At 69.7% G+C, this 23,549-nt stretch carries 12 protein-coding genes and 1 tRNA gene; 8 read left to right on the forward strand and 5 right to left on the reverse strand.

Features of this window, described 5'->3' with window-relative positions:
- Position 1 precedes the first annotated feature (1 nt).
- A complete protein-coding gene (gene nagZ / locus EV645_RS27840; RefSeq protein WP_130446964.1) occupies positions 2–1,480 on the reverse strand; it encodes a beta-N-acetylhexosaminidase in 1,479 nt (492 codons plus the stop codon).
- Positions 1,481–1,705: 225 nt separating this feature from the next.
- On the opposite strand from nagZ, the gene EV645_RS27845 reads away from it, so the two are divergent.
- The gene (locus EV645_RS27845) at positions 1,706–2,635 is read left to right on the forward strand and encodes an ROK family protein (protein ID WP_130446965.1); all 930 of its coding nucleotides are present in this window, start codon (positions 1,706–1,708) and stop codon (positions 2,633–2,635) included.
- A gap of 414 nt (positions 2,636–3,049) precedes the next feature.
- On the opposite strand, the gene EV645_RS27850 is transcribed toward EV645_RS27845, so the two are convergent.
- On the reverse strand, positions 3,050–12,898 hold the full coding sequence (locus EV645_RS27850) for a non-ribosomal peptide synthetase/type I polyketide synthase (RefSeq protein ID WP_130446966.1): 9,849 nt from the start codon (positions 12,896–12,898) through the stop codon (positions 3,050–3,052).
- A 425-nt stretch (positions 12,899–13,323) separates the two neighbouring features.
- Here EV645_RS27850 and EV645_RS27855 point away from each other — a divergent pair, with 425 nt between their 5' ends.
- The 3 genes from EV645_RS27855 (at position 13,324) to EV645_RS43245 (ending at position 15,975) form a co-directional block, all read left to right on the forward strand.
- Positions 13,324–14,796 carry a carboxylesterase/lipase family protein gene (locus tag EV645_RS27855; RefSeq protein WP_130446967.1) on the forward strand — a complete coding sequence of 491 codons (1,473 nt, stop codon included), beginning with the start codon at positions 13,324–13,326 and terminating at the stop codon, positions 14,794–14,796.
- Between the two features lie 88 nt (positions 14,797–14,884).
- Positions 14,885–15,436 carry a serine hydrolase domain-containing protein gene (locus EV645_RS43240; RefSeq protein ID WP_198681886.1) on the forward strand — a complete coding sequence of 184 codons (552 nt, stop codon included), beginning with the start codon at positions 14,885–14,887 and terminating at the stop codon, positions 15,434–15,436.
- The gene (locus EV645_RS43245) at positions 15,391–15,975 is read left to right on the forward strand and encodes a serine hydrolase domain-containing protein (protein WP_198681887.1); all 585 of its coding nucleotides are present in this window, start codon (positions 15,391–15,393) and stop codon (positions 15,973–15,975) included. Before EV645_RS43240 ends, EV645_RS43245 begins: the two co-directional genes overlap by 46 nt.
- 11 nt (positions 15,976–15,986) lie before the next feature.
- Here the strand turns inward: EV645_RS43245 and EV645_RS27865 are convergent.
- The 3 genes from EV645_RS27865 to EV645_RS27875 form a co-directional block, all read right to left on the reverse strand.
- A tRNA-Val gene (locus EV645_RS27865) sits at positions 15,987–16,058 on the reverse strand.
- A 21-nt stretch (positions 16,059–16,079) separates the two neighbouring features.
- On the reverse strand, positions 16,080–16,544 hold the full coding sequence (locus EV645_RS27870) for a peroxiredoxin (protein ID WP_130446968.1): 465 nt from the start codon (positions 16,542–16,544) through the stop codon (positions 16,080–16,082).
- Positions 16,541–16,984, reverse strand: a complete 444-nt coding sequence (locus tag EV645_RS27875; protein ID WP_198681888.1) for a DUF3052 domain-containing protein — start codon at positions 16,982–16,984, stop codon at positions 16,541–16,543. Before EV645_RS27875 ends, EV645_RS27870 begins: the two co-directional genes overlap by 4 nt.
- Positions 16,985–17,250: 266 nt before the next feature.
- On the opposite strand from EV645_RS27875, the gene aceE reads away from it, so the two are divergent.
- The 4 genes from aceE (at position 17,251) to EV645_RS27895 (ending at position 23,482) form a co-directional block, all read left to right on the forward strand.
- Positions 17,251–20,019, forward strand: a complete 2,769-nt coding sequence (gene aceE / locus EV645_RS27880; RefSeq protein WP_130446969.1) for a pyruvate dehydrogenase (acetyl-transferring), homodimeric type — start codon at positions 17,251–17,253, stop codon at positions 20,017–20,019.
- Between the two features lie 96 nt (positions 20,020–20,115).
- Positions 20,116–20,634, forward strand: a complete 519-nt coding sequence (locus tag EV645_RS27885) for a GNAT family N-acetyltransferase (protein WP_130446970.1) — start codon at positions 20,116–20,118, stop codon at positions 20,632–20,634.
- A gap of 92 nt (positions 20,635–20,726) precedes the next feature.
- The gene (locus EV645_RS27890; RefSeq protein ID WP_130446971.1) at positions 20,727–21,812 is read left to right on the forward strand and encodes a flavin-containing monooxygenase; all 1,086 of its coding nucleotides are present in this window, start codon (positions 20,727–20,729) and stop codon (positions 21,810–21,812) included.
- Positions 21,813–21,847: 35 nt separating this feature from the next.
- Positions 21,848–23,482, forward strand: a complete 1,635-nt coding sequence (locus tag EV645_RS27895) for a helix-turn-helix transcriptional regulator (RefSeq protein ID WP_130446972.1) — start codon at positions 21,848–21,850, stop codon at positions 23,480–23,482.
- The last annotated feature ends 67 nt before the right edge of the window (positions 23,483–23,549 follow it).

The following is a 23,549-nucleotide window of genomic DNA, read 5'->3' on the forward strand; positions in this document are numbered from 1 at the left end:
GCTAGCGGGTCAGCTCCTTGGCGACCGCCTCCAGAACGACGACGTTACGGCCCGAGGTTGTCGCGGACGGGATGCCGGCGGGGACGACGGACCGGTCCTCGGGGATGCCGGTGCAGAGGACGAACACGTCACCGGTGTGCTTCTGCAGAAGGTGGGTGAGGGCGTCGCGCATCCACGGTGTGCGGCCGGCGTCCTGGATCGCGATCACCAGCGGGCGGCCCTCAGCGGCCTGAGCGGCTTTGGCGATGTCGTCGTTCTCGGGCTCGGCGGCGTTGGTGTCGCGGTGCTCGCCGCGCAGTACGACGCCGTCCGCGCCGGGAGCGACGCGGGTGAAGATCTCCGGGAGGCCGGAGAAGTACGGGTTCCAGGCCGGGTGCAGGCCCTGGGTGAGATCGATGACGTACGGCGTGGGGCCGAGCGCGGGGAACGTCTGATTGGCCACCACGCGGGCGGCGACCTCGCGGATCGGGGCACCGTCGAGACCCGGCTGGCGGGTGCGCTGACCGAGCGACGCGGCTAGAGCGCGGACCCGCGCGACCGCGTCGGAGACACGCTCGGCGGGGAGCGTGCCGGTACGCACGGCATCGGCCACGCGGGCAATCAGCGCCTGTGCGTCCGCCGTACCGACCGCGATCATCGCCAGGTCGGCGCCGGCGGCGATCGATGCGACGGCAGCATCCTCGATCGACCGGTTCTTGGTGATCGCCTGCATCTCGAGCGCGTCGGTGGTGATGACTCCGGTGAAGCCGAGCTCCTCGCGGAGCAGGCCGGTCAGCACCCGGTGCGAGAGCGTGGCGGGCTGGTCGTCGTACGCCGAGAACACGATGTGCGCGCTCATCACGACGTCGGCGCCGGCGGCAATGGTCGCCCGGAACGGTGCCAGCTCGACCGCCTTGACCTCCTCGATCGAGCGGTCGACGCGCGGGAGGTCTGAGTGTGAGTCGACCGCCACGTCGCCGTGGCCCGGGAAGTGCTTGGGGCAGGCGGCGATGCCGGCTTCGTGAACGCCCTCGACGAAGGCGACGCCGTGCCGCGAGACGACATCCGCAGTACGGCCGAAGGATCGGGTGGAGATGATCGGGTTCGCGGGGTTGCTGTTCACGTCGACCGACGGGGCGAGCATCAGGTCGATGCCGAGCGCAGCGAGCGTTGCCGCGGCGTCGCGAGCCGAGGCGCGGGTCAGGTCGACGTCGTCCAGGTCGCCGAGCAGGCGCGGTGAGGCGAGCGGCCACGGGTTCGCCGGGGCGAGGTGGCTGAACTCGCCGCCTTCGTGATCGATCGCAACGATCAGATCCGGGCGCTCCGCCCGGAGCGAGGCCGTCAAGGCAGCCACCTGCTCGGCACTCGCGACGTTGCGCGTGAACAGGATGACCGCCCCGAGCCCATCGGCGACGGCCCGCCGGAGCTCGTCGGTGGCAGTCGTCCCACTGAAGCCGACAACCAGCGAGCCGGCGGCGTCCCGATCCAGTTGATCACTCATCCCCCAACCCTCTCCTGCCGCGGGGTTCGCGCGCCACCCCGTCACCGACAGCTAATAATTAGCCGCCTTTCGACGCCCGGAGGGGCATCGTTGTCAGGACCTGTCATGGCAGTTAACTGCCGTCTTCCTGCGGGTTTACCGTGATTACTTGCATTCACCTCTGTCTGTTCGAGCCGACTACGGATAACGTTGTCTCTCGACCTGACCGCCCTGACCGGGGGGACGATGAGCGACGACGAAGCGATGGCGCGGGAGACCGTGCTGGGAATCGACATCGGCGGCACGAAGATGGCCGCCGCTTTGGTGTCCGCGGACGGCACGATTCTCACCGGCGACCGGATCGCCACCCCGCCCGGCGACGCCGACGAGGTGTTCGCCGCGCTCGGTGAGCTGATCAAGCGCGTCCGCGGCGACGTCACTCCCCTGGCCGTCGGCATCGGCTCCGCCGGTCCGGTCGACCAGCAGCACGGCCTGGTCTCCCCCGTGAACATCGCCGGGTGGCGCAACTTTCCCTTGGTCGACCGCGTGCGGGCGCTGACCGGCGACGTACCCGTGGCTCTTGGGCTGGATGGACACTGCTTCGCGCTGGGTGAGTTCTGGAGCGGCGCCGGCCGGGACGCGGACACCCTGCTCGGGATCGTGGTCTCGACCGGCGTCGGCGGCGGCCTGGTCGTCGACGGCAAGCCCTGGATCGGGCAGTCAGGCAACGCGGCGCACATCGGCCACGTCGTGGTCGACCAGGACGGCGAGTCGTGCGCCTGCGGGTCCTACGGCTGCGTCGAGGCTTATGCGAGCGGGCCGCGGATGGTTGCGCGGGCCAAGCGGCGCGGGTGGCGTGCGGACGAGGACGTGGATGCCGCCGTACTGGCTGCTGACGCTGCAGCAGGTGACGAGCTGGCGCTGGCGATCTTCGACGACGGCGCGCAGGCGCTGGCAGCCGGGATCGTGGCGACCGCGGTCACGGTGGATCTGACGACAGTCGTGATCGGCGGAGGGGTCGCGAAGGCTGGATCGGTGCTGTTCGACCCGGTGCAGGCGTGGGTGAAGCGGCTGGCGCAGCTGCCGTTCGTCGCGGAGCTGACCGTGGAGCCCGCTCAGCTGGACAACGCCGGCCTGCTCGGCGCGGCGCACCTGGCCTGGGCCTCCGTCGCCTGAACCGCACAACTTCATCCGCTCGGAAAGGCTTATCTCGCGCATCTTTGCGCAATTTTTACGAATCTCAGGAATCTGTGTAACGACTACCCCGTCCAGCCCGATTCAAGGGATGGATGGGGTGGGGGCACCGTCATCCACGGACGGTCTGAGGGGGGCCTGGGACCGGCCGGAGCGGTTGATCGAGGGGGGCCTTGGATCAACCGGACACGGGAGCGGCGGGCGAGGAGACTCACCCGCCGCAATCGTGTGACCCGCAGGTTGGGAACCACCGAGCCTCCGGAGGCGTCCGACCGACTTGGTGAGTGATCGATCTGGTGGAGGGACGAGATCGAACGCGGGTTCTGCATCGTGGACGGCGGTCGGTGGCTGCGGGAGGGCTGTTACCGAACCTGATCCCCCGCCCACGGTGCAGAACTAGGGTTTGAGCCATTCCGGTTCGGGGAGCCGGGTGCGGTCGAGGCGGCCGTTGTCGTCCAGCGGGAGCTCCTCGATCGGGATCAGGTCCGCCGGCACGAGGTAGATCGGCAGTTCCTTGCCGAGGTCAAGCATCAGCCGCGCGAGGACGGTGGGATCGCTGTCCTCGAGGACGACGTACCCGATCAGGCAGATGTCGCCGCCCGGGTTCGCCTGGGCCACCACGACCGCGTCGACCACGCCGGGCTGGTCAGCCAGCACGTGCTCGGTCTCGCCGGGCTCGACGCGGTGTCCGCGGATCTTCACCTGGTCGTCGGCGCGTCCGAGGTACTCGAGCATGCCGTCGGCGCGCCAGCGGCCGAGATCGCGGCTGCGGTACAGACGGGCGCCCGGGTGGCCCGGATCCGGCACGAACGCGTGCTCGGTCTCCTCCGGGCGCCCGATGTAGCCCTGGGCAACGGCGGCGCCGCCGAGGTGGATCTCGCCGACGGCACCGACCGGCACGGGCCGCAGGAACGCATCCAGGAGGCATACGACGACACCCTCGATCGGGCGGCCGATCGAGGGCCGGTCCTCGGCCGGGTCGACCTCGTGGATCGTGGTCACGATCGACGCCTCGGTCGGGCCGTACTCGTTGAACAGCCGGCAGTCCGGGTGCGCGGAGAGGAAGTCTCTGACCTTGTGCGTCAGCACCATCGCCTCGCCGCCCGCGACGATCTCGCGCAGCGCGGGCAGTTCGGGCAGGCGACGCATGGTCGCCAGCAGCGCAGTCAGCGGGCTGAACGCCATGAACAACCGCTCGACGTTGTGATCGCGCAGCGCGGCCACCACCGCGTCCGGGTCGTACCGGTCATCCTCGCCGATGAGTACGAGCGCCGCACCGGAGGCCAGCGTCGTGAACATCTCCTGCACGTGTACGTCGAAGCCGAACGAGGTCCACTGCAGCGTCCGCAGCGATCGGCGGGTCCGCAGGTAGTGCCGGACCAGGTTGACCGGACCGCGGTGCGGGACGAGGACGCCCTTCGGGTTCCCGGTCGAGCCGGACGTGTAGATGCAGTAGGCAACATCATCGGCCGCCGCGCGCACCGGCGGGGCCTGGCGTGCTCGCGGATCGCCGTCCGCTGCGGCGACCGGGACGAGCCTGAGACCGAGCCGGTCGGCCAGCGCGGCGTCGTCACCGACCAGCGCGACGGCCGCGGCGTCCTGCACCATGAACGCCCAGCGGGACTCGGGTACGCCGGGGTCCAGCGGCAGATACGCGGCGCCGGACTTGAGTACGGCGAGGACCGCGACGACCATTTCGGTGCCTCGGGCAACGCGTACGGCGACCAGCTGGCCGGGTTTCACGCCGAGGTCGGCCAGCTGCCACGCGACCGCGTTCGAGCGACGGTCGAGTTCGGCGTACGTGAGCTCGCGATCGCCTTGCACCAGGGCGATCGCGTCCGGCGTACGGGCGACCTGCTGCTCGAAGAGTGTGTGCAGTCCGCTGAGTTCGCCGGCGACGACCGCGTCACGGCGTACCCGGCCGATCGGACCGCTCGGGTCGACGTCGGCCTCGAGTTCGCGGAGCGCCTTGAGGTCTGCCTCGATCGGGATGACCAGCTGCGGGATCCGGAGGTCGGGCCGGTTCGTTGCCCTGCGCAACACTTCGGCGAGGTAGTCGAGCAGTCGCTCGATCGTTGCCTGCTCGAACAATCCGGGCCGGTAGTCCGCCGTACACGTGATGCCGGCGCCGTGGTGGGTCAGGCGGAACCGGAGGTCGACGGTCGCGGGCAGCTCGTCGTCGCCGTCCTCGAAGTCGACGACGATCTGGAAGAGCGGGTCGCGCTCCAGTACGGCGAGGTCGGTGCCGGCGTGGTCGAACGCGCCGGCGGTAATGTCGCGGATGCGCTGCGCAAGCTCGCCCAGGTCGGGCTCACCGGAGAGGTCGATGCGCAACGGGAGCGCGCGGCGGGGCGCGGTCGAGGTGTCGCCCTTGGGGCGAGTGAGCGCCGAGCCGATCGTCACGTCCTCCTGCGCGGCGAACCGGCCGAGGACGGTGGCGACCGCGGCCAGCATCGTCATCACGGGGCTGAGCTTGCGCTCGCGGCTGAAGGCGAACACGGCGTCGCCGAGCTCTTCCTCCAGCTCTTGCTTGACCGAGGCAACGGTGTCGTCGCCGGTTGCCCGGATGTGATCCGCGGGGAGGACCAACGGTTCGGCGCCGGCGAGCACGCGGTTCCAGTACGAGAGGTCGGCGCGGCGCTCGTCATCGGTTGCTTGCCGTTGCGCTGCGGCCTCTAGGTCGTCGTCGACCCAGGAGTCGTCCTGCTGATCGGTTGCCGCCGCGTCCTGCTCCGACTGCTCTGTTTGTGCGGCCTGCTCTGTCTCGTCGGCTTCGTCTGGTTGGTCGCCGAGAAGGGCAAGTTGCTCACGCATGAGTTGGGTGACGCCGTCGACCAGCTGGCCTGCGACGCGGAGCTGCTGCGACATGAGCGCTGCCATCCCGCTACCCGGCAGCTCAGCCTCGCTGGTCGCGGCCGCGGCCTCGTCCACCTTCGCTGCAAGCTCGGCCAGGCCCGACCCGAGGACTGCCAACGCGGCCCGCGGATCCCGTACCTGCTCTGCTACCGGCTCCTCATCAACCTCAGCACCCGCGGCCGGCGTCTCAGCACCCTCGGCCTCCGCATCAACCGTGGGCTCGGTCTCAGCTTCAGGCTCCGGCTCGGCTTCCGGTTCGGCGGTTTGGACCGCTACTGCAGTCGCGAGCTTGTGCGGCGTTGTGTACGTGAGGAACAGATCGTCCGGCACCAGCTCAGCGTCGAAACGGCTGTTGATCTCGTCGATCACCGGCGCCATGGACGCCGGTGTCGCACCGAGCTCGGCGAACGTGTGGTCCACCGTCAGGTCGTACGGATCGAGGTTCAGCTGCTCGCACGTCGAATCGAGCACGACGTTCAACGACTCGCGATACCGCTCGGCCTCGCTCCCCGACAGCGCTCCGGCCTGCGTCAGGTAGTCCGCGTCGATCGCGTGCGTCTCGGCCGGCAGCGCGAACGGCGAGCGCTCGCTCTCCTCGACGACCATCGGCTCGGGCTCCGCAGGCTGCGTCGGCGGGTCCAGCGGGATCCGCTTCACCGCCGCGTTCGACGGCGGCTCGAACACCGGCGCCTGCGCCCGCGCGGCCCGCTCGAACGGGTTCGGCTGCACCCGCGCCGCGACCGCATTGTTGTCCCCGGCAACCGCCGTACCTGGGCCGACCAGCACCGTCACCGACGGGTCGACCGGGTGGTACACGCGACGGAACGGGTACGTCGGCAACGGCACGCGCCCGCCGCCGGGGTAGACCTTCGCCCAGGCGATCTCGGTGCCCTGCTCGTACAGCTCGGCCAGCCCGTTCATCGTCGCGAGCACCGGGTCCTGGCCGAGGCGCTGCGCCGGGATCCAGGTGCTGTTCGGCGCGATCCGGCGACCGGCCGGGCTCAGTACGGCGTCCGGGCCGAGCTCCAGGAATCGCCGGCAACCAGCGGCCGTGACCGCCTCGACCGCATCCCCGAACAACACCGGCTGGCGCAGCTGCCCGACCAGGTAGTCGCCGTCGAGCACGGTCCCGGACTCGAGCAGATCGCCCGACCAGCTCGACACCATCGGCGTCCGCAACGGCTTCAGCGTGATCTCGCCGACGATCTCGGCGAAGTCGGCCAGTATTGGGTCGACCAACGAACTGTGGAACGCCCGGTCAACATCCAGTCGCTGCCAGGCGACTTCGAGCCGATCCAACTGCTCCGCGAGTTGCCCGACGATCACCTCGGACCCGGTCAGCACGAAGGATTGCGGACCGTTGCCTGCAGCAACCTCCACGCCTGCGGTGCGGGCGATCTCGCGAACCCGATCGGCGTCCGCGCGGACCGAGACCATTGCCCCGGGCACCGTTCCGCGCTGCATCAGCTCGCCACGCTTCGCGGTCAGTCGTACGCCGTCCTGCAGCGACAGCGCGCCCGCGACGCACAGCGCGGCGTACTCCCCCACGCTGTGTCCGACGACAAGCGCGGGCTGCACACCGAACGACTGCCAGAGCCGCGCGAGGGCGAGCTCGAACGCGAACAGCGCCGGCTGCGCAGTCTCGGTCGGCCACACGCCTTCCGCAGTACCGGCCGCTGGAGTCAGGAGCAGCTCAAGCAGGCTGCCGCCGGTCTCCTCGTGGTACACGCGGTCGCACTCGTCGAGCACCGAGCGGAACACCTGGAAGCGCGCGGCGAGCCCGGCTGCCATACCCCGACGCGCGGCGCCTTGTCCGGTGAACGCGTAGCCCAGCGGGCCAGGTCCGCCACGCGGTACCTCGGTTGCCTGCGCGGACCCGAGCGCCTCGACCAGCTCGGCCTCCGTGCCACCCGCGACTGCGATCCGGTGCCGGTGCGCGGGCCGGCCGAGGGCCGCCGTACCGGCGAGGTCGATGAGGCGGTGGCCGGTGCCGTGGTCGAGGTCCGTGCGGTACAGCTCGACGAGGTCGGCCAGCGCATCCGGGTCGGGCGCGGACAGCGGGAGTACGACGGGGCCGTCGTCGCCGCGGCGGATCTGCCGGGGCGCCTCCTCGAGAATCACGTGCGCATTGGTGCCGCCGGCATCGATCGCGCTGACGCCCGCGCGCAGCGTCGCACCGTCGGCCGTCCATTCGCGCGCCTCGGTGCCGATCACGAACGGGCTGCCGTCGAGGGCGAGGGCCGGGTTCGGCGCGGTGTAGTTGATCGTCGGGACCAGCATCCGGTGCTGCAGCATCAGGATCGTCTTGATCAGGCCGGCCATACCCGCGGCGCTGTCGAGGTGGCCGATGTTCGGCTTCACCGAGCCGATCGTGCAGAACCCGACCTTGTCGGTGTGCCTTCGGAGCGCGGTCGTCAGCGAGCGGATCTCGGCCGCGTCGGCGGTCGGGCTGCCGATCCCGTTGGCCTCGATGTAGCTGAGCGAGTCGGCGTCGAACCCGGCCCGCTCGAGCGCGCGCTCGATCAGCTCGACCTGGTTCCCGGACGGGGCGTCGGCGTTGCTGACCGCAGTACCGCGGATCACGGCGTACACCGTGTCGCCGTCGGCGAGGGCCTGGTCGAGACGCTTCAGCAGCACCGCGGCGACGCCGTTGCCGCCGACCGTGCCGTCGGCATCCGCGGCGAACGCGCGCACATGACCGCTCGGCGACAGGATCGACTCCGGCGTCGGGTGATAACTCGTTGCCTGAGGCACCTGTACGGCGGCGGCGCCGGCGAGCGCGAGATCCGCGTCGCCCGAACGCAACGCCTGACAGGCCAGGTGTACGGCGACCAGCGACGACGACCACGCCGACTGCACACCGATCGCGGGGCCGGTGAGACCGAGGCGGTATGCCACCCGGGTAGCGAGGGAGTCGCGCGACTGATGCTGGCGGTTGTAGAGGTTCATGCCCGAGCCCGCGAAGACGCCGACACGGCCGGACGTACCGGCGTACCCACCATGCTCCAACGCCTGATGACAAACCTCGAGGAACAACCGCTGAGCCGGATCCATCAGCTCCGCCTCGCGATCACTCAACCCGAAGAACTTCGCATCGAACGACTCGACATGCTCCAACACGCCACTGACGGCAACCGCCCCGTCCCCCTGCCCCACCTCCTCAGGAGAGAACCGCCGAACGCTCTCCACACCCCCAACCAAGTTCTCCCAAAACTCCGCGACCCCCTCAGCCCCAGGAAACCGCCCGGCGAGCCCGACAATGGCGACCGGCTCAACCACACCAACCCGCGCCGAGGCAGTGGGAGGTGCGGCGGTCGCGGCAGGCGCGAGTACGCCGGACGCAGGCGCGGCGGCCGCGGGTACGGCAGTCGCGGGTACGCCGGTTGCAGGTACCTCGGTCACCGGCACGCCGGACGCCGGTACGTCGGACGCCGGTATCTCGGACGCCGGTACGCCGGTGGCGGGTCCTGCGGATGCGGACGCTGCGGTCGCGGGTGCTGCACTTGCAGCTACAGCAGTCGTACCAGCCTCCGCCGCCGACTGCTCGTCCTCGATAGCCGGCTGCTCGGCAATTGGCTGGCTCTCCGCAACAAGCTCGCCCTGCTCAGCATCCGCATCCTGCGAGAGCTCTCCGGCCGCCTCCGCACCGGCTGCGGCGGCCTCAACCTCTGAACCCGCTTCGCGCTCACCGACCTCACCTGCATCGGCATCGGCATCAAGCGCGGCGGTCTCCGCGCCCTCGACGTCCTGCGATCCGTCTTCCTCGGCCGCGCCCTCAGACGACTCGTCGCCTGCCGCGGCAATTCCCTGACCCGCGGCCTCAGCTACCTCGGCATCGTCAGCGCCGGTTTGCTCGGAGTCCTCAGCCTCATCAGCGGCCGACTCCTCCTCAACACCTGCAGCCTCCGTGCGATCCGACCCGACCGCCCCTGCCGGTTGCTCAGAAGTCTCCGCGTCCGAAGCCGCTGCAGCCTCACCCGAGCCAGCCGCAGCCCCGACTGCCTCAGCGTCAGCCTCGGCCTCCTGCGAGTCCGCAGCCTCAACAGCACCCGTCTCCTGCTCATCCTCAACGACGCCGCCTACGGCCGCGTCGTCACCCGCCGCAGTCGTCTCAGCCGCCACGGCCTCACCCGCCGCGGCTTCGGCAATCGCGGCTTCAGCCTCGTCGGCTTCGCCAGCCTCAGGTACGTCGGGCTCGGCGGCGCCGGCCTCTTCGGCTTCGCCAGCCTCGGGTACGTCGGGCTCGGCGGCGCCGGGATCTTCGGCTTCGCTGGTGTCGGGCTTGTCGGAGTCCGTTGATGCGGTTGCCTCAGGCTCGGCGCTCTCGGCTGCCTCGGACTCGGTGGAGTCAGTTGCCTCGAGCTCTGCGTCCGCGGCTTGCTCGTCGGCCGCGGCGTCGGTGGTGGACTGCTCCTCGCCGTCTGCGTCCGCAGCTACCGGTGTCGGCTGCGCATCATTTGGCTCGTCGTCGGTCGTCTCGTCGCGCGAAGAGCGTTCGTGCTCTGCGTCGTCCTCAAGACCGTCCGCCTGAACATCTGAGTGGTCCTGCGCGGCGTCCTGCGGTTCGTCGACGAGATGTTCGTTGTCTGCCTCGGCTGCAGTGGCAGGTACGGCGTCTGCCTGCTCCGCCGCTGGTTCTTGGGTCGCCCCAGCTTCAGACTCGTCCTCAGACGTGGGCGCTGCGGGCGAGTCCGGCTCGACAGCCTCAGGTTCGGATGCAGGTACTGCGGTGTCGTCAGGCGCGGGATCTGTACGCGTGACAGACTCGGCGGACTCGGACGTCAGCTCGGGCTCGGCCGCTGGCACTGCGGTGGCCTCGGACGCGGGCGGCTCGGCTGCGGGCGTCGGGGCCGCTGGCGACTCTGCCGCGGTCGGCTCAGGAGTGAGGTCGCGCTCGGACGCAGAGGCGGGTGCTGCTGGCGTGGTGGGCTCGGCCGGTGGCTCGGGCTCAGCTGCGGGGTCTGTGGTGAGGTCGGACGCGGGCAGCTCGGCGTCAGGTTCTTGCGTGGTCTGGTGTGTGGAGCGTGCCGTCGGCGAGAGTTCGCTGGTTGCCGGGGACGTGGCGTCGGGCGAGGGCGCGGTGTCTGCGGGCGCATCGGCGTACACCGGAGTCGGCGCGTCCGTTGGCTCGGACGCCGTGGGCTCGAGGGCCGAGGGCGAAGTGAGCTCGGACGCAGCGGACTCGGACGCAGCGGACTCCGACACCTCGGACTCCGACACCTCGGCGCCGGATGCCTCGGGAGCGGGTAGCGCCTCCTCGGATGGGGGCTGCTGCGCGGGCTCGGGGGCGAGCTCGGACGCCACAGCACCTGGCACCACGGGGGCAGATGCCGGCTGCTCCTGCAGGGGCTGCGCGGAGGCGGCCTCAGCGGAGGTCGGCTGCTCAGACGTCGGCTGCTCGGACGTCGGCTGGGTCTGGGGTGGCGTGCCGAGGGTGGGGCGTTGGGGGGGTGTGGGGATGGAGTTTTGGAGTTCGCGTTTCCAGGCCAGGCGGACTACTGGGAGTTCGGTGGTGCGTTCTGAGGGGTCCTCGTCGGCGTACGGAGTCGTCTCGGGGGTTGCCGAGGGGCCTTGGCCGGTGGGGCCGGAGTTGGGGGTGGCGCCGGCTGGTTCTACGTGGGGGGCGGCGGGGGGTTGGAGGAGGGTGCCGTCGATCCAGCGCTGCTTCAGCAGGGGCCGGAGGATCTTGCCGCCGGGGGTGGTGGGGAAGTCGCGGCGGGGTACGCCGACGACCTGCGCGGGGAGGCCGAGGCGGGTCTGGATCAGGCTTCGGATGGCCTGGTCCATGCCGGGGACCGAGTCAGGGGTGAGCGCGTAGAACACGACCAGACGGTCGGTCCCGGACTCTTCGTCGGCGACGCCGCAGGCGGCCACCAGACCGTGCTCGGCACCGACCACAGTTGTCGCGACGGACTCGATGTCGTGGGCGTAGTGGAGCTTGCCAGACATGATGATGCGTTCGCTGTCGCGGCCGGTGATGACGACCTGGCCGCCGGTGATGAAGCCCTGGTCGCCGGTTGCGAGCCACTTGCGGGCCGGCCAGTTCCCCACCGGGAACGCGGTGCGATCGGCTTCGAGGTTCCCGAGGTACCCGGGCGTCACCCGAGCCGACGCGACCTGCAGCTGACCGATCCGCCCCTCCGGCAGTACGGCGCCGTTCGGTGCCACGATGCGCACCGTCGTACCAGGTGCCGGTGCCCCGACCGACACCAGCGACAGAACGCCAGGTGCTTCGGTCCGAGGCTTGCCGGGCCGCGCGACGGCGACCTTCCCGGACGACGGCCGCTGGTCCACCCAATCGACCACGCCGGTCGGTGGGATGCGTACGCGATGCACATTCGGCGTCAGACCCGGCCGCGCAAAGGTGATCCCGGTGACCGTCTCGGTCATCCCCCACGCCGCGACGAACGTCTCCGGTACGACGCCGAACCGATTCGTCACGCGCAGGAACTCAGACATCACCGGCACAGTGATCTGCTCGCCGCCGCTGACCAGACTGCGTAGCGCGGACAGGTCCCAATGCCGGTCCGGCTCTCCCGCGACAGCAGCCGTCGCGAGCCGATACCCGAAGTTCGGCGACCACGAGTGGTTGACGCGGTGCTGATCCATCAGGTCGAGCCAGCGCAGTGGGTTGGCCAGCACCCAGTCCGTGTTCACATGGATGTTCGTGCACCCTGTGAACACGGGCAGCAGGTGGTACAGCAAGAACGCGCCGCTGCGATCAAGCGGCAACCAGTTCAGCGTCGTCTGTCCCGGTCGGACCGGCAGCATCGCCGGCGTACCAGCGGCGAACTCGACCAGACCGCGGTGCGTCAGCTGCACGATCTTCGGCGCACCGGTCGATCCCGACGACAGCATCAGTACGGCGACGTCGTCCGCGGCGGGCCGGTGGAAGTCCGAGGTCGGCTCGTGGCCGGCCATCGCGTCGGGGTCGAGGACCGGGAGGCCGAGGTCGTTCGGCAGGTCGGACGGGCGGCCGATCAGGACCGTCCAGCCGAGCAGGTCGGTGATCTTGCGGAGTCGCTCGCGGCCTTCCTCGGTCCGGTCGCCGCCGGGGTTCGGCGCGACGAGCAGCGGACGGATGCCGCCGAGCGTGCAGGCCCAGAACGCGGCGAAGAATCCGACCGGCTCGGTGCAGTGCACGACCGCGGGATCACCGGCGCGTACACCGTTCGCGCGCAAGCCGGCCAGTATCCGGGCAGCAAGCTCGAGCAGGGTCGGGAAGTCCAGCTTGGTCTCGCGGCCATCCGGCCCGATCTCGACCACGCCGGCGGCACTGAAGTCACGCGCGGCGCGCAGGAGCGCGCTCGGCAGGTCGCGCGGGTACCCGGCGGGAATCATCAATGCCGGCCCGGTGGAGATCGCCGGCCGGTCTGCACCACTTCTCACGCCGAGGCCACCACCAGCTGGACGACGGGCTGCATCGGGGGCTCAGGTGCGGGTACGACGGGACGCGTGCACACGCCGGCTACGAGCATAGAGACGCCGACCAGTTGGCGACCCACGGACACGCGCCTCCCGAACTGGACGGAGCGGGTTCAGGGCAGACCCGCCTCACTTCAACCGAAAGCAGCCCCGTATTTCCGCCTGCCGGAACGATGCCGTGACCGGGCGCACCCGGTATGTCATCGCGCCGACCGACAGCCGTGAACCCTACCAGCCGCGACCCGCCCTGGAGGAGCCCGTTCTCACCAGCCGATGGTTAAGAATTGTGCGACTCACGACACCGATCACAACGAGTGTCAACGCGTTCCGATACGGCCCACGGTGCCAAACCTGGCGACAGGTCGTGCAGACGGCGAGAACATGGGCCAATGAGTGAGACGGGCCCAGAGGTCCGCACGACTACCGGACTCGTTCGGGGACACAGCAAGAACGGATTGTCGGTGTTCCGCGGCATCCCGTTCGCCCGGCCGCCGGTCGGCGTACTGCGGTTCGCGGCGCCGCAACCGGCCGAGCCGTGGGACGGCGTGCGCGACGCGTTCTCGTTCGGACCGCCGCCGCCCCAATCGCTCGTCTTCGGACCGCCGTCGAACCCGGCGACCGGCGACGACTGGCTGACGGTCAACGTCTGGTCGCCGGATCTCACCTCGGAGCTTCCGGTGATGGTGTGGGTCTACGGCGGTGCGTACGCGATCGGGCAGTCCGGCGATCCGTCGTACGACGGGACACGCCTGGCCTGCCAAGGTGATGTCGTCGTGGTGACGTTCAACCACCGGCTCGGGGTCGACGGGTTCGGGCAACTGGAAGGCGCGCCGGCGAACCGCGGCCTGCTCGATCAGGTCGCCGCGCTGGAGTGGGTGCGCGCGAACATCGCTGTGTTCGGTGGCGACCCGGATCGGGTCACGGTGTTCGGAGAGTCGGCCGGGGCAGGCTCGGTTGCCGCGCTCCTCGCCATGCCCCGAGCTGCCGGTCTGTTTCGCCGGGCGATCACGCAGAGTGCGCCCGGGACGTTCTTCGCACCGCCGCTGGCCGCCGACATCATGACCGAGATCGCTGCCCTGCTGGACGTCGCGCCGACGGTCGACGATCTGCGCCGCGTCCCGACGGCCGACCTCGTCGCCGCCTCGGACATGTTGGCCACGGCGATGCAGCCGGAGATCAGCCGGTGGGGCGCGCCGGCGTACCTGGGCATCCCGTTCGCGCCGGTCGTCGACGGTGACGTCCTCCCGCGTACGCCGTTCGAGGCGTTGGCTGACGGAGCCGCCCGCGAGGTCGAGCTGATCGCCGGGCACACGCGAGACGAGTACCGGCTGATGCTCGCCGCCGACGGTCGCCTCGGCAACCTGACCGACGCGGACGCCGCGACCGCGCTGCGGATACTCGCGCCAGACGGCTACCGCGAGGCCTACCCGGACGCGACCGCAGAACGCCTCTACGAACTGATCCACTCCGACTGGCTCTTCCGCATGCCGAGCCACCGCCTGGCCGAGGCACACATCGCCGGCGGAGGACGTACGTACGCCTACGAGCTCGCCTGGCCCGACACCGGCCTCGGCGCCTGCCACGGCCTCGACGTACCTCTCGTCTTCGGCACCACACACCTGCTCGGCTTCCTCCTCGACCAAGAGCAACTCCCTGCGGCGGAGCAGGTCTCGCAGCTGTTCCGGACGGCGTGGACCGCCTTCGCCCACGCCGGCGATCCCGGTTGGCCGCAGTACGACGCCACACACCGGCAGGTCGCCCAATTCACTACCGAGCTGACCATCACGCCGTACCCCGAGGAGCTGTCGCGGCGCCTCTGGGCCGACCACTCCTTCGCACCGCTGCCCTTGCTGGACGCCTAGACCACGTGTCAGCGCGATGACGGTCCGGTGTCAGGACGCATCGGCATCGTGGTTCTCGACAGCAACGAACAGACCGAGGAGCACGGATATGTGGACGCAAACCCCCACCGACCACCAGGACCGCCCGGAGCTGCAGAAGGCGGCCCAGGAGTTCGTCGACGCCGGCTTCGGCGGACTCGAACTGCGCGTGCACGATGAGCACGGAGAGTGGGTCGGTACCGCCGGAATCCGTGAGCTCGGCAGCGCGGAGAAGCCGCCGCTGGACGGACAGGGCCGGGTCGGCAGCGTCACCAAGACCTTCGTCTCTACCGTCGTGCTGCAACTGGTGGCCGAGGGCAGGCTCGAGTTGGACGGCCCGGTCGCGCCGCAGCTCACCAGGTTCGAGCTGGACCCGCGGATCACCGTGCGGATGCTGCTCAACCACACCAGCGGGCTGTTCAACTACACGGGCGAGTACTTCCCCGACGGCACTGTCGTACCGGGCCTCCCGGCGACCGGCAAGGACTGGGTCGAACACCGGCTGCAGGGCTACACGCCGGACGAGCTGGTCGAGTTCGCGCTGGCCAAGCCGGCACGGTTCGAGCCGGGCACCGAGTGGAGAGCTACGCCAACACCAACTACACGGTCGCCGCGCTGCTGATCGAGGCCGTCACCGGCCGCCCGTTCGCCGCGGAGCTGGAGTCGCGGATCCTCAAGCCGCTCGAGCTGAGCGGCACGCTGGAGCCGGGTGACCGGACGGACATTCCTGGAGCCCACTCGCACGGGTACTTCCGCTACCAGGACGGTGACGACTGGAAGCTGGTCGACGTCACGGAGCAGAACCCCTCGCTCCTGTTCGCCGCTGGGAGCATGCTCTCGACCACCCAGGACCTGCAGGTGTTCATGTCTGCGCTGCAGAGAGGGAAGCTCCTGCCCGCCGACCTACTGGCCGAGATGCGGGCGCCGGAGCCGAAGAGCGGACCGCTCAACTACGGCCTCGGCCTGTTCGCGCAGGACACCGGTTCAGAGACCATCTACCACCACAACGGCAGCGCACCGGGCGGGTACGGCGCCCTGATGTTCAGCAGCGCAGACGGCACCAGGACGCTGACCGCACTGATCACGATGGGAGACGCCGAGGTGGACCTGCTGCAGGTCTTCCCGCCGGCACTCGACCGCCTGGTGAAGGCGGTCTTCTGAACCGGATGAGGTGGGCGAAGAGGGGATCGAACCCCCGACATCTTCCTTGTAAGGGAAGCGCTCTACCGCTGAGCTATCCGCCCGGATCAAACGACCGGAGGAGTCTACCTGAGGTTCAGGGCTGCTAATGCCGCTGCGTACTCGTCGGGGTTGCGGGCCTCCGGGATCGGGTTGACGACGGACCACCGGACCACTCCCGTGCGGTCCACGACGAAGGTGCCTCGCAACGCACAACCGCGGTCCGCGTCGAAGACGCCGTACGACGACGCGATCTCGCCGTGCGGCCAGAAGTCGGTGAGCAGGCTGAAGTCCAGACCCTGTGCATCGGAGTACGCGCGGAGGGTGAACATCGGGTCGCACGAGATCGCCAGGAACTCGGCGGCCGCGAGCACGTCCGGGCGGTCGCGGAGGGCGGCCAGTTCGCTGGTGCAGACCTGGCTGAAGGCATACGGATAGAAGACCAGTACGACGTCCCGGCGGCCGGCGAAGTCACTCAGCCGGACCTGTTCGCCGTACTGGTTCCGAGTGCTGAAGTCGGGGGCCCGGCTGCCTGCAGCCGGGATCGTCACCCGCGGCGGCCGGACTTCGGAACCACCAGTTTGGTCGCGGACCAGTCGTCAGTCACGCTCAGCGTGCTGGTCGTGGCCAGGCCCGCCACCGGGGCGGCCTCGGTGATGTCGCTGGTCTCGACGTATCCGTCGCGACCGACCTTCGGCGTGAGCAGCCAGACGACCCCGCCGGCCTTCAGGTCGGTCAGGATGTCGAAGAATGCGTCGACCAGGTCACCGTCGTCCTCGCGGAACCAGAGCAGGACCACGTCGACGACCTCGTCGGTGTCCTCGTCGACGAAGGCCTCGCCGGTGATCTCCCTGATCGCATCGCGGAAATCGTCGTCGCAATCCTCGTCGTACCCGATCTCCTGGACGACCCAGCCGGCCTCCAGGCCGAGCCGGGAGGCCATGTTCGGCACTCCGCTCTTGCCGTCCGCGTGGTCCGCGGTCGCGCTCACGTGTCCTCCTCCGTGGTCCCCGCATGCCCGGGGGTGGGTGTCAGTACCATCCTGCTGGCGATAGTCCATCGTGACGTACCGCGTCGCGCAAGTATGCACCAGGGATCCGTGACGTGTCCGGTATCCGCGTGGCGGGTACCGGGCGTGTCCGCTGGGATCGGCCCCGGCCAGCCGGAATCGGGCCGGAAAGGAAGGCGAAGTAGAACGCATTCCGAACAGGTGACAGGATTGCGGTGAAGAGAAACCAGAGAGAACGGCAGGACACCGTGGCTTCCGGACACGAACCACCAGCCATCATCACCGAGGGGATGCCCACCCAGCTCCCCGACATCGACCCCGACGAGACGCGTGAATGGGTCGAATCGCTCGACGCGGTCCTGGACGAACGGGGCAAGGCGCGAGCGCGCTACCTGATGCTCAAACTGATCGAGCGAGCCCGGGAGCGACAGGTCGGCGTGCCCGCACTGCGGAGCACCGACTACATCAACTCGATCCCGCCCGAGCGGGAGCCATGGTTCCCCGGCGACGAGCACATCGAGCGCCGGATCCGGGCCTTCATCCGGTGGAACGCCGCGGTAATGGTGAGCAAGGCCAACCGCAAGGGCCTGGAGGTCGGCGGCCACATCGCCACCTATCAGTCCGCGGCCAGCCTGTACGAGGTCGGCTTCAACCACTTCTTCCGCGGCAAGGACCACCCGGGCGGTGGCGACCAGATCTTCATCCAGGGTCACGCCTCCCCGGGTATGTATGCGCGCGCCTTCCTCGAGGGCCGGTTCTCCGAGAACGACCTGGACGGCTTCCGCCAGGAGGTGTCGCGCGGCCCGCACCAGGGCCTGTCGTCGTACCCGCACCCGCGGCTGATGCCGGACTTCTGGGAGTTCCCGACCGTCTCGATGGGACTGGCCGCGCTGAACTCGATCTACCAGGCGCGCTTCAACCGGTACCTGCACAACCGCGGTATCAAGGACACCAGCCAGCAGCACGTCTGGGCGTTCCTCGGTGACGGCGAGATGGGTGAGCCGGAGTCGCTCGGCGCGATCGGCCTGGCCGCGCGCGAGGAGCTCGACAACCTCACCTTCGTGATCAACTGCAACCTGCAGCAGCTGGACGGACCGGTCCGCGGCAACGGCAAGGTCATCCAGGAGCTGGAGGCGTTCTTCCGCGGCGCGGGCTGGAACGTGATCAAGGTGATCTGGGGCCGCGAGTGGGACAACCTGCTGGCCCAGGACCACGACGGCGCGCTGGTGAACAAGATGAACACCACGCCCGACGGCCAGTTCCAGACGTACTCCGTCGAGTCCGGCGAGTACATCCGGAACAACTTCTTCGGCGGCGACCAGCGGCTGCAGCAGATGGTCAGCAACCTGTCCGACGAGGACCTGCGCAAGCTGCCCCGCGGCGGTCACGACTACCGCAAGGTGTACGCCGCGTTCAAGAGCGCGACCGAGCACGTCGGCCAGCCGACCGTGATCCTGGCCCAGACCATCAAGGGCTGGACGATCGAGGCGCTGGAGGGCCGCAACGCGACCCACCAGATGAAGAAGCTGACGTCGGACGACCTGAAGGCGTTCCGCGACCGGCTCTACCTGCCGATCGAGGACAAGGACCTCGAGGACGCGTACAACCCGCCGTACTTCCACCCCGGCACGGACTCGCCGGAGTACCAGTACATGATGGACCGGCGTAAGCAGCTCGGCGGTTCGCTGCCGGCCCGCCGGGTGCAGCCGAAGACGCTGAAGCTGCCGGGCGACGATGTGTACAAGCCGCTGGCCAAGGGCAGCCACGCGCCGATCGCGACCACGATGGCGCTGGTCCGGCTGTTCCGCGACCTGATGAAGGACCCGGAGATCGGCCACCGGATCGTCCCGATCGCCCCGGACGAGTACCGCACGTTCGGGATGGACTCGATGTTCCCGACCGCGAAGATCTACTCGCCGCACGGGCAGAACTACGAGGCCGTCGACCGCAACCTGCTGCTGTCGTGGAAGGAGTCCACGGCGGGACAGCTGCTGCACGAGGGCATCAGCGAGGCCGGCGCGATGGGCTCGGTGATCGCGGCCGGTACGGCGTACGCCACGCACGGCGAGCCGATGATCCCGTTCTACATCTTCTACTCGATGTTCGGGTTCCAGCGGACCGGCGACTTCATGTGGGCGTTCGGCGACCAGCTCGGCCGCGGCTTCCTGATCGGCGCGACCGCCGGCCGGACGACGCTGACCGGTGAGGGACTGCAGCACGCGGACGGACACTCGCCGCTGCTCGCCTCGACCAACCCGGCCGTCGTGCACTACGACCCGGCGTTCGCGTACGAGATCGCCTACATCGTGAAGGACGGCCTGCGCCGGATGTACGGCTACGGCCTGGACACCGACAAGCCGGTCGGCGAGGACGTCTTCTACTACCTCACGGTGTACAACGAGCCGGTCGCACAGCCGGCCGAGCCGGAGAACCTCGACGTCAACGGCCTGCTCAAGGGCATGTACCGCTTCGACGAGTACCAGACCGCCGAGGGTGACGACGTACCGCGGGTGCAGCTGCTCGGGTCCGGTGTCGCGCTGCCGTGGGTGCGCAAGGCCCAGCAGATCCTCGCCGAGGAGTACTCCGTTGCCGCGGACATCTGGTCCGTCACCTCGTGGAACGAGCTGCGCCGCGACGCGGTGGCCGCGGAGCACCACAACCTGTTGCACCCGGACGAGCCGGAGCAGGTGCCGTTCGTGACCGAGCAGTTGAAGGACACCAAGGGCCCGGTCGTTGCCGTCAGCGACTTCATGCGCGCGGTGCAGGACCAGATCTCCCGCTGGGTCCCGAACGACTACACCTCGCTCGGCACCGACGGCTTCGGTCTGGCCGACACCCGGGCCGCGGCCCGTCGGCACTTCCAGGTGGACGCCGAGTCGATCGTCGTCGCGACGCTGGAGATCCTCGCCAAGCGCGGTGACGTCAAGCCGGAGGTCGCCGCCGAGGCGGCCCGCAAGTACCGGATCGACGACCCGACCGCGGTCGCCGGTGTGAAGCAAGAGGGCGCCGGCGCCTGACGCCGCAACGCCTGGCACGGGCCGCCCATCTCCGGATGGGCGGCCCGTTGCATATCCGCTGGGATCGCGCGGCCGACCGGCCATACCCTCTTGACCATGCCTGAACTGATCGAGCCGACCGTCGAACTGCGTGACTCCTTCCTGGAGTCGTCCCGCGAGTGGGGCGACGAGCACCAGGACGGCGCCGGGCTATGGGAGGCCGACGATCTGACCACGGCCGAGGGCTTCGCCGACTGGGTCGAGCGCTTGCGCCAGCAGAGCGACTCGGTGGAAATCACGCCGGACCGGGTGCCCGCGACGTACTGGTGGATCGTTGAGGACGGCAACTACCTGGGCGCGATCACCTTGCGGCACGCGCTGAACGAGAAGCTGGCCGCGGGCGGTGGGCACATCGGGTACGGCGTACGCCCCTCGGCCCGTGGTCGCGGTCTGGCGACCTGGGCGCTCGGCCAGGTGCTCGACCGGGCCCGCGCCCGCGGGATGGACCGGGTGATGGTCAGCTGCGACGACGACAATGTGGCGTCGGCTCGGACGATCGAGCGCAACGGCGGCGTCCTGCAGGACGTCGGCGAGACCTGGCTGGGCCTGACCCGGCGCTACTGGATCGAGCTCTGACTCGCGTACGACAAACCTCGTAGTCGCGGCCGGGCCGAAGTTGCGCATTCCGTCCGACGCGGCGGATGCCCCGCGAAACCTAGCGTCGAGGCATGAACACGATCATCATCGGCGCAGGACAGGCCGGGCTCGCCACCGGTTACCACCTACAGCGGCTCGGTGAGCCGTTCACGATCCTCGACGGCAACGCGCGAGTGGGAGACCAGTGGCGGTCGCACTGGGACAGCCTCAAGCTCTACTCGCCGGCGAAGTACGACGGTCTGCCCGGCTTCCCGTTCCCGGCCGACCCGTGGCACTACCCCGGCAAGGACGAGGTCGCCGACTATCTCGCGTCGTACGCCGAGCGCTTCGACCTCCCGATCCGGCAGAACACGCGCGTCGACAAGCTCGAACGGCTCGACGACCAGTGGATCGTCACCGTCGGGCGCGAGCAGCTCACCGCGGACAACATCGTCGTCGCCACCGGCACCTTCGGGCGTACGCCGTACCTCCCGGACTTCGCCGTCGACCTCGACCCGGCGATCCGGCAGCTGCACTCGTCGGAGTACCAGCGGCCGGAGCAGCTCAAGGACGGCGCTGTTCTCGTGGTCGGCGGGTCGCACTCCGGCACCGACATCGCGTACGAGGTAGCACAGACGCACGGGACGATCCTGTGCGGCCGCGATCCCGGGCAGGTGCCGTTCACACCGGGCAAGCCGAGCCAGGTCTTCTTCTGGCCGCTCATTCTGTTCGCGTGGCGGCATGTGCTCACCCGCCGGACGCCGGTGGGAAGGAAAGAGATGGACCACATCCGCCACCACGGCGGCCCGATGATCCGGGTCAAGCGGGCCGATCTGACCGAGCGCGGGGTCCAGCGGATCCCTGCCAGGGTCACGGGGACGCAGGACGGTCTGCCGATGCTGGCCGACGGACGGGTACTGGACGTCGCGAACGTGGTCTGGGCGACCGGCTTCCAGCAGGTGTTCGACTGGATCAAGCTCCCGATCGTCGGCCCGGACGGCTGGCCGCGCGAGTACCGCGGGGTGGCGGAGAACGCGCCGGGCCTGTTCTTCTGCGGGCTGTCGTTCCAGTACGCGTTCAGTTCGATGGTGCTGCCGGGGGTCGGCCGGGACGCGGCGTACATCGCCCGCCGGGTCGCGGCCCGGGTCCGCCCCGAGCGGAGTCTTGCCCCCGCCTGAGTCGGCAGGGCATGCTCGCCAGTGGGGGACATCTGATGGGGATTGTCGACGATCTGCAGCGAGCCCGGATCGCGTTCGAGCGACGCGACTGGGCCGCTGCGTATGACCGGCTGACCGCGGCCGACGGTGATCCGGGGACGGTCGGTCTCGGCGCGGACGATCTGATGACCCTGGCGATGGCCACGTTCCTGCTCGGCGACATCGACGCGTGCATCCGGGCGCTGCAGCGCGGATACCGGCTGCGGATCGACAACGGCGAGGTGCTGGGCGCGGTCCGGTTCGCGTTCTGGCTGGCCCGGGTGCACAACGGCCGCGGCGAGGGCGCCGTCGGCAGCGGGTGGGCCGCACGGGCCGAGCGGTTGCTGGCCGACCACCCCGCCGACGTGGTCGAACGCGGGTACCTGCTGATCCACGACTTCTTCCGCTGCGTGGATCGCGGCGACTTCGCCGGCGCGGTAGCGACCGGCGACGAGATCGTCAGCGTGGCGCGTCGGCACGGCGATCCGGACCTGCTCGCGCAAGGTCTGGTCTGCAAGGGCCGGATGATGATGTACGCCGGTCATGTGCCGGAAGGCCTTGCCACGCTGGACGAAGCGATGGTCGGCGTCGCGGCCGGCGAGCTGTCACCGGTCTTCGCGGGCACGGTCTACTGCGCGATGATCGACGCGTGCCAGGAAGTCCTCGACTTCGCGCGGGCATCGGCGTGGACGACCGCACTTACCCGCTGGTGCGACACGCAGCCGGACCTGGTGCCGTTCACCGGGCAGTGCGCCGTCCATCGAGGGCAGATCCTGCGGCTGCATGCGGCGTACCCGGAGGCGCTGGCAGAGTTCGAGGACGCGTGCCAGCGGTATGCGGCGTTGGGGTACGACGCGGCGGCGGGGCTGGCGATGAGCGAGCGTGGCGACGTACTGCGGGTCCTTGGTGAGTACGTGGCGGCGGAGTCGTCGTACGACCAGGCGGCCAGCTACGGGTACGAGGCGCAGCCGGGGCGTGCGCTGCTGATGACAGCGCGCGGGCGGGTGTCGGGCGCGATTGCCGCCGTACGGCGGCTGCTTGCGGAGACCGGTGATCCGGTGCATCGGTCGCGGCTGCTGGCGGGGGCGGTCGAGGTGCTGATCGCAGGCGATGAGCCGGCTGAGGCCGAGCTGGCGGCTGGTCAGTTGTCGACGATCGCCGAGGAGTTCGGGTGTGCGGGGTTACGGGCGTCGGCGGCGTACTGCTCGGCCCTCGTCGCCTTGGCGGGCGAGGATGCCGATCGGGCGCTGCCGCTGGCGCGGACGGCGGTGCAGCTGTGGGGTGAGCTGCGGGCGCCGTACGAGATGGCTCGGGCGAAGGTGCTCGTCGGGCGGGCGGTTCGATTGCTCGGGGACGAGGACTCGGCGATCGCTGAGCTGACCGCAGCATGCCGGACGTTCGCCGAACTCGGGGCAGCCGGGGCGCGCCAGGAGGCCGAGAAACTGATCGGTCGCAGTACTGGCGGGCTGACGGGACGGGAGCTGGACGTCCTGCGCTTAGTTGCGGTAGGCAACAGTAACGCCGAGATCGCGGGACTGCTGGTGCTGAGCGACAAGACGGTCGCCCGGCACCTCACCAACATCTTCGCGAAGCTCGACGTACCGTCACGGACGGCTGCTGCGGCGTACGCCCGCGATCACGACCTGCTGTGAAAGGTCCTCCGGAGGGAGCGCATTCCCTCTGGCGGGTGAGGTGACGGCAGGGCCGTCGGCCGGATGC

The organism is Kribbella rubisoli, from assembly GCF_004217145.1.
In the GTDB taxonomy this organism is placed as follows: domain Bacteria; phylum Actinomycetota; class Actinomycetes; order Propionibacteriales; family Kribbellaceae; genus Kribbella; species Kribbella rubisoli.

Coding starts and splice junctions, on each gene's coding strand:
- nagZ (WP_130446964.1), bottom strand. CDS start 1,480: ATGAGTGATCAACTGGATCGGGACGCCGCCGGCTCGCTGGTTGTCGGC.
- EV645_RS27845 (WP_130446965.1), top strand. CDS start 1,706: ATGAGCGACGACGAAGCGATGGCGCGGGAGACCGTGCTGGGAATCGAC.
- EV645_RS27855 (WP_130446967.1), top strand. CDS start 13,324: ATGAGTGAGACGGGCCCAGAGGTCCGCACGACTACCGGACTCGTTCGG.
- EV645_RS43240 (WP_198681886.1), top strand. CDS start 14,885: ATGTGGACGCAAACCCCCACCGACCACCAGGACCGCCCGGAGCTGCAG.
- EV645_RS27885 (WP_130446970.1), top strand. CDS start 20,116: ATGCCTGAACTGATCGAGCCGACCGTCGAACTGCGTGACTCCTTCCTG.
- EV645_RS27890 (WP_130446971.1), top strand. CDS start 20,727: ATGAACACGATCATCATCGGCGCAGGACAGGCCGGGCTCGCCACCGGT.
- EV645_RS27895 (WP_130446972.1), top strand. CDS start 21,848: ATGGGGATTGTCGACGATCTGCAGCGAGCCCGGATCGCGTTCGAGCGA.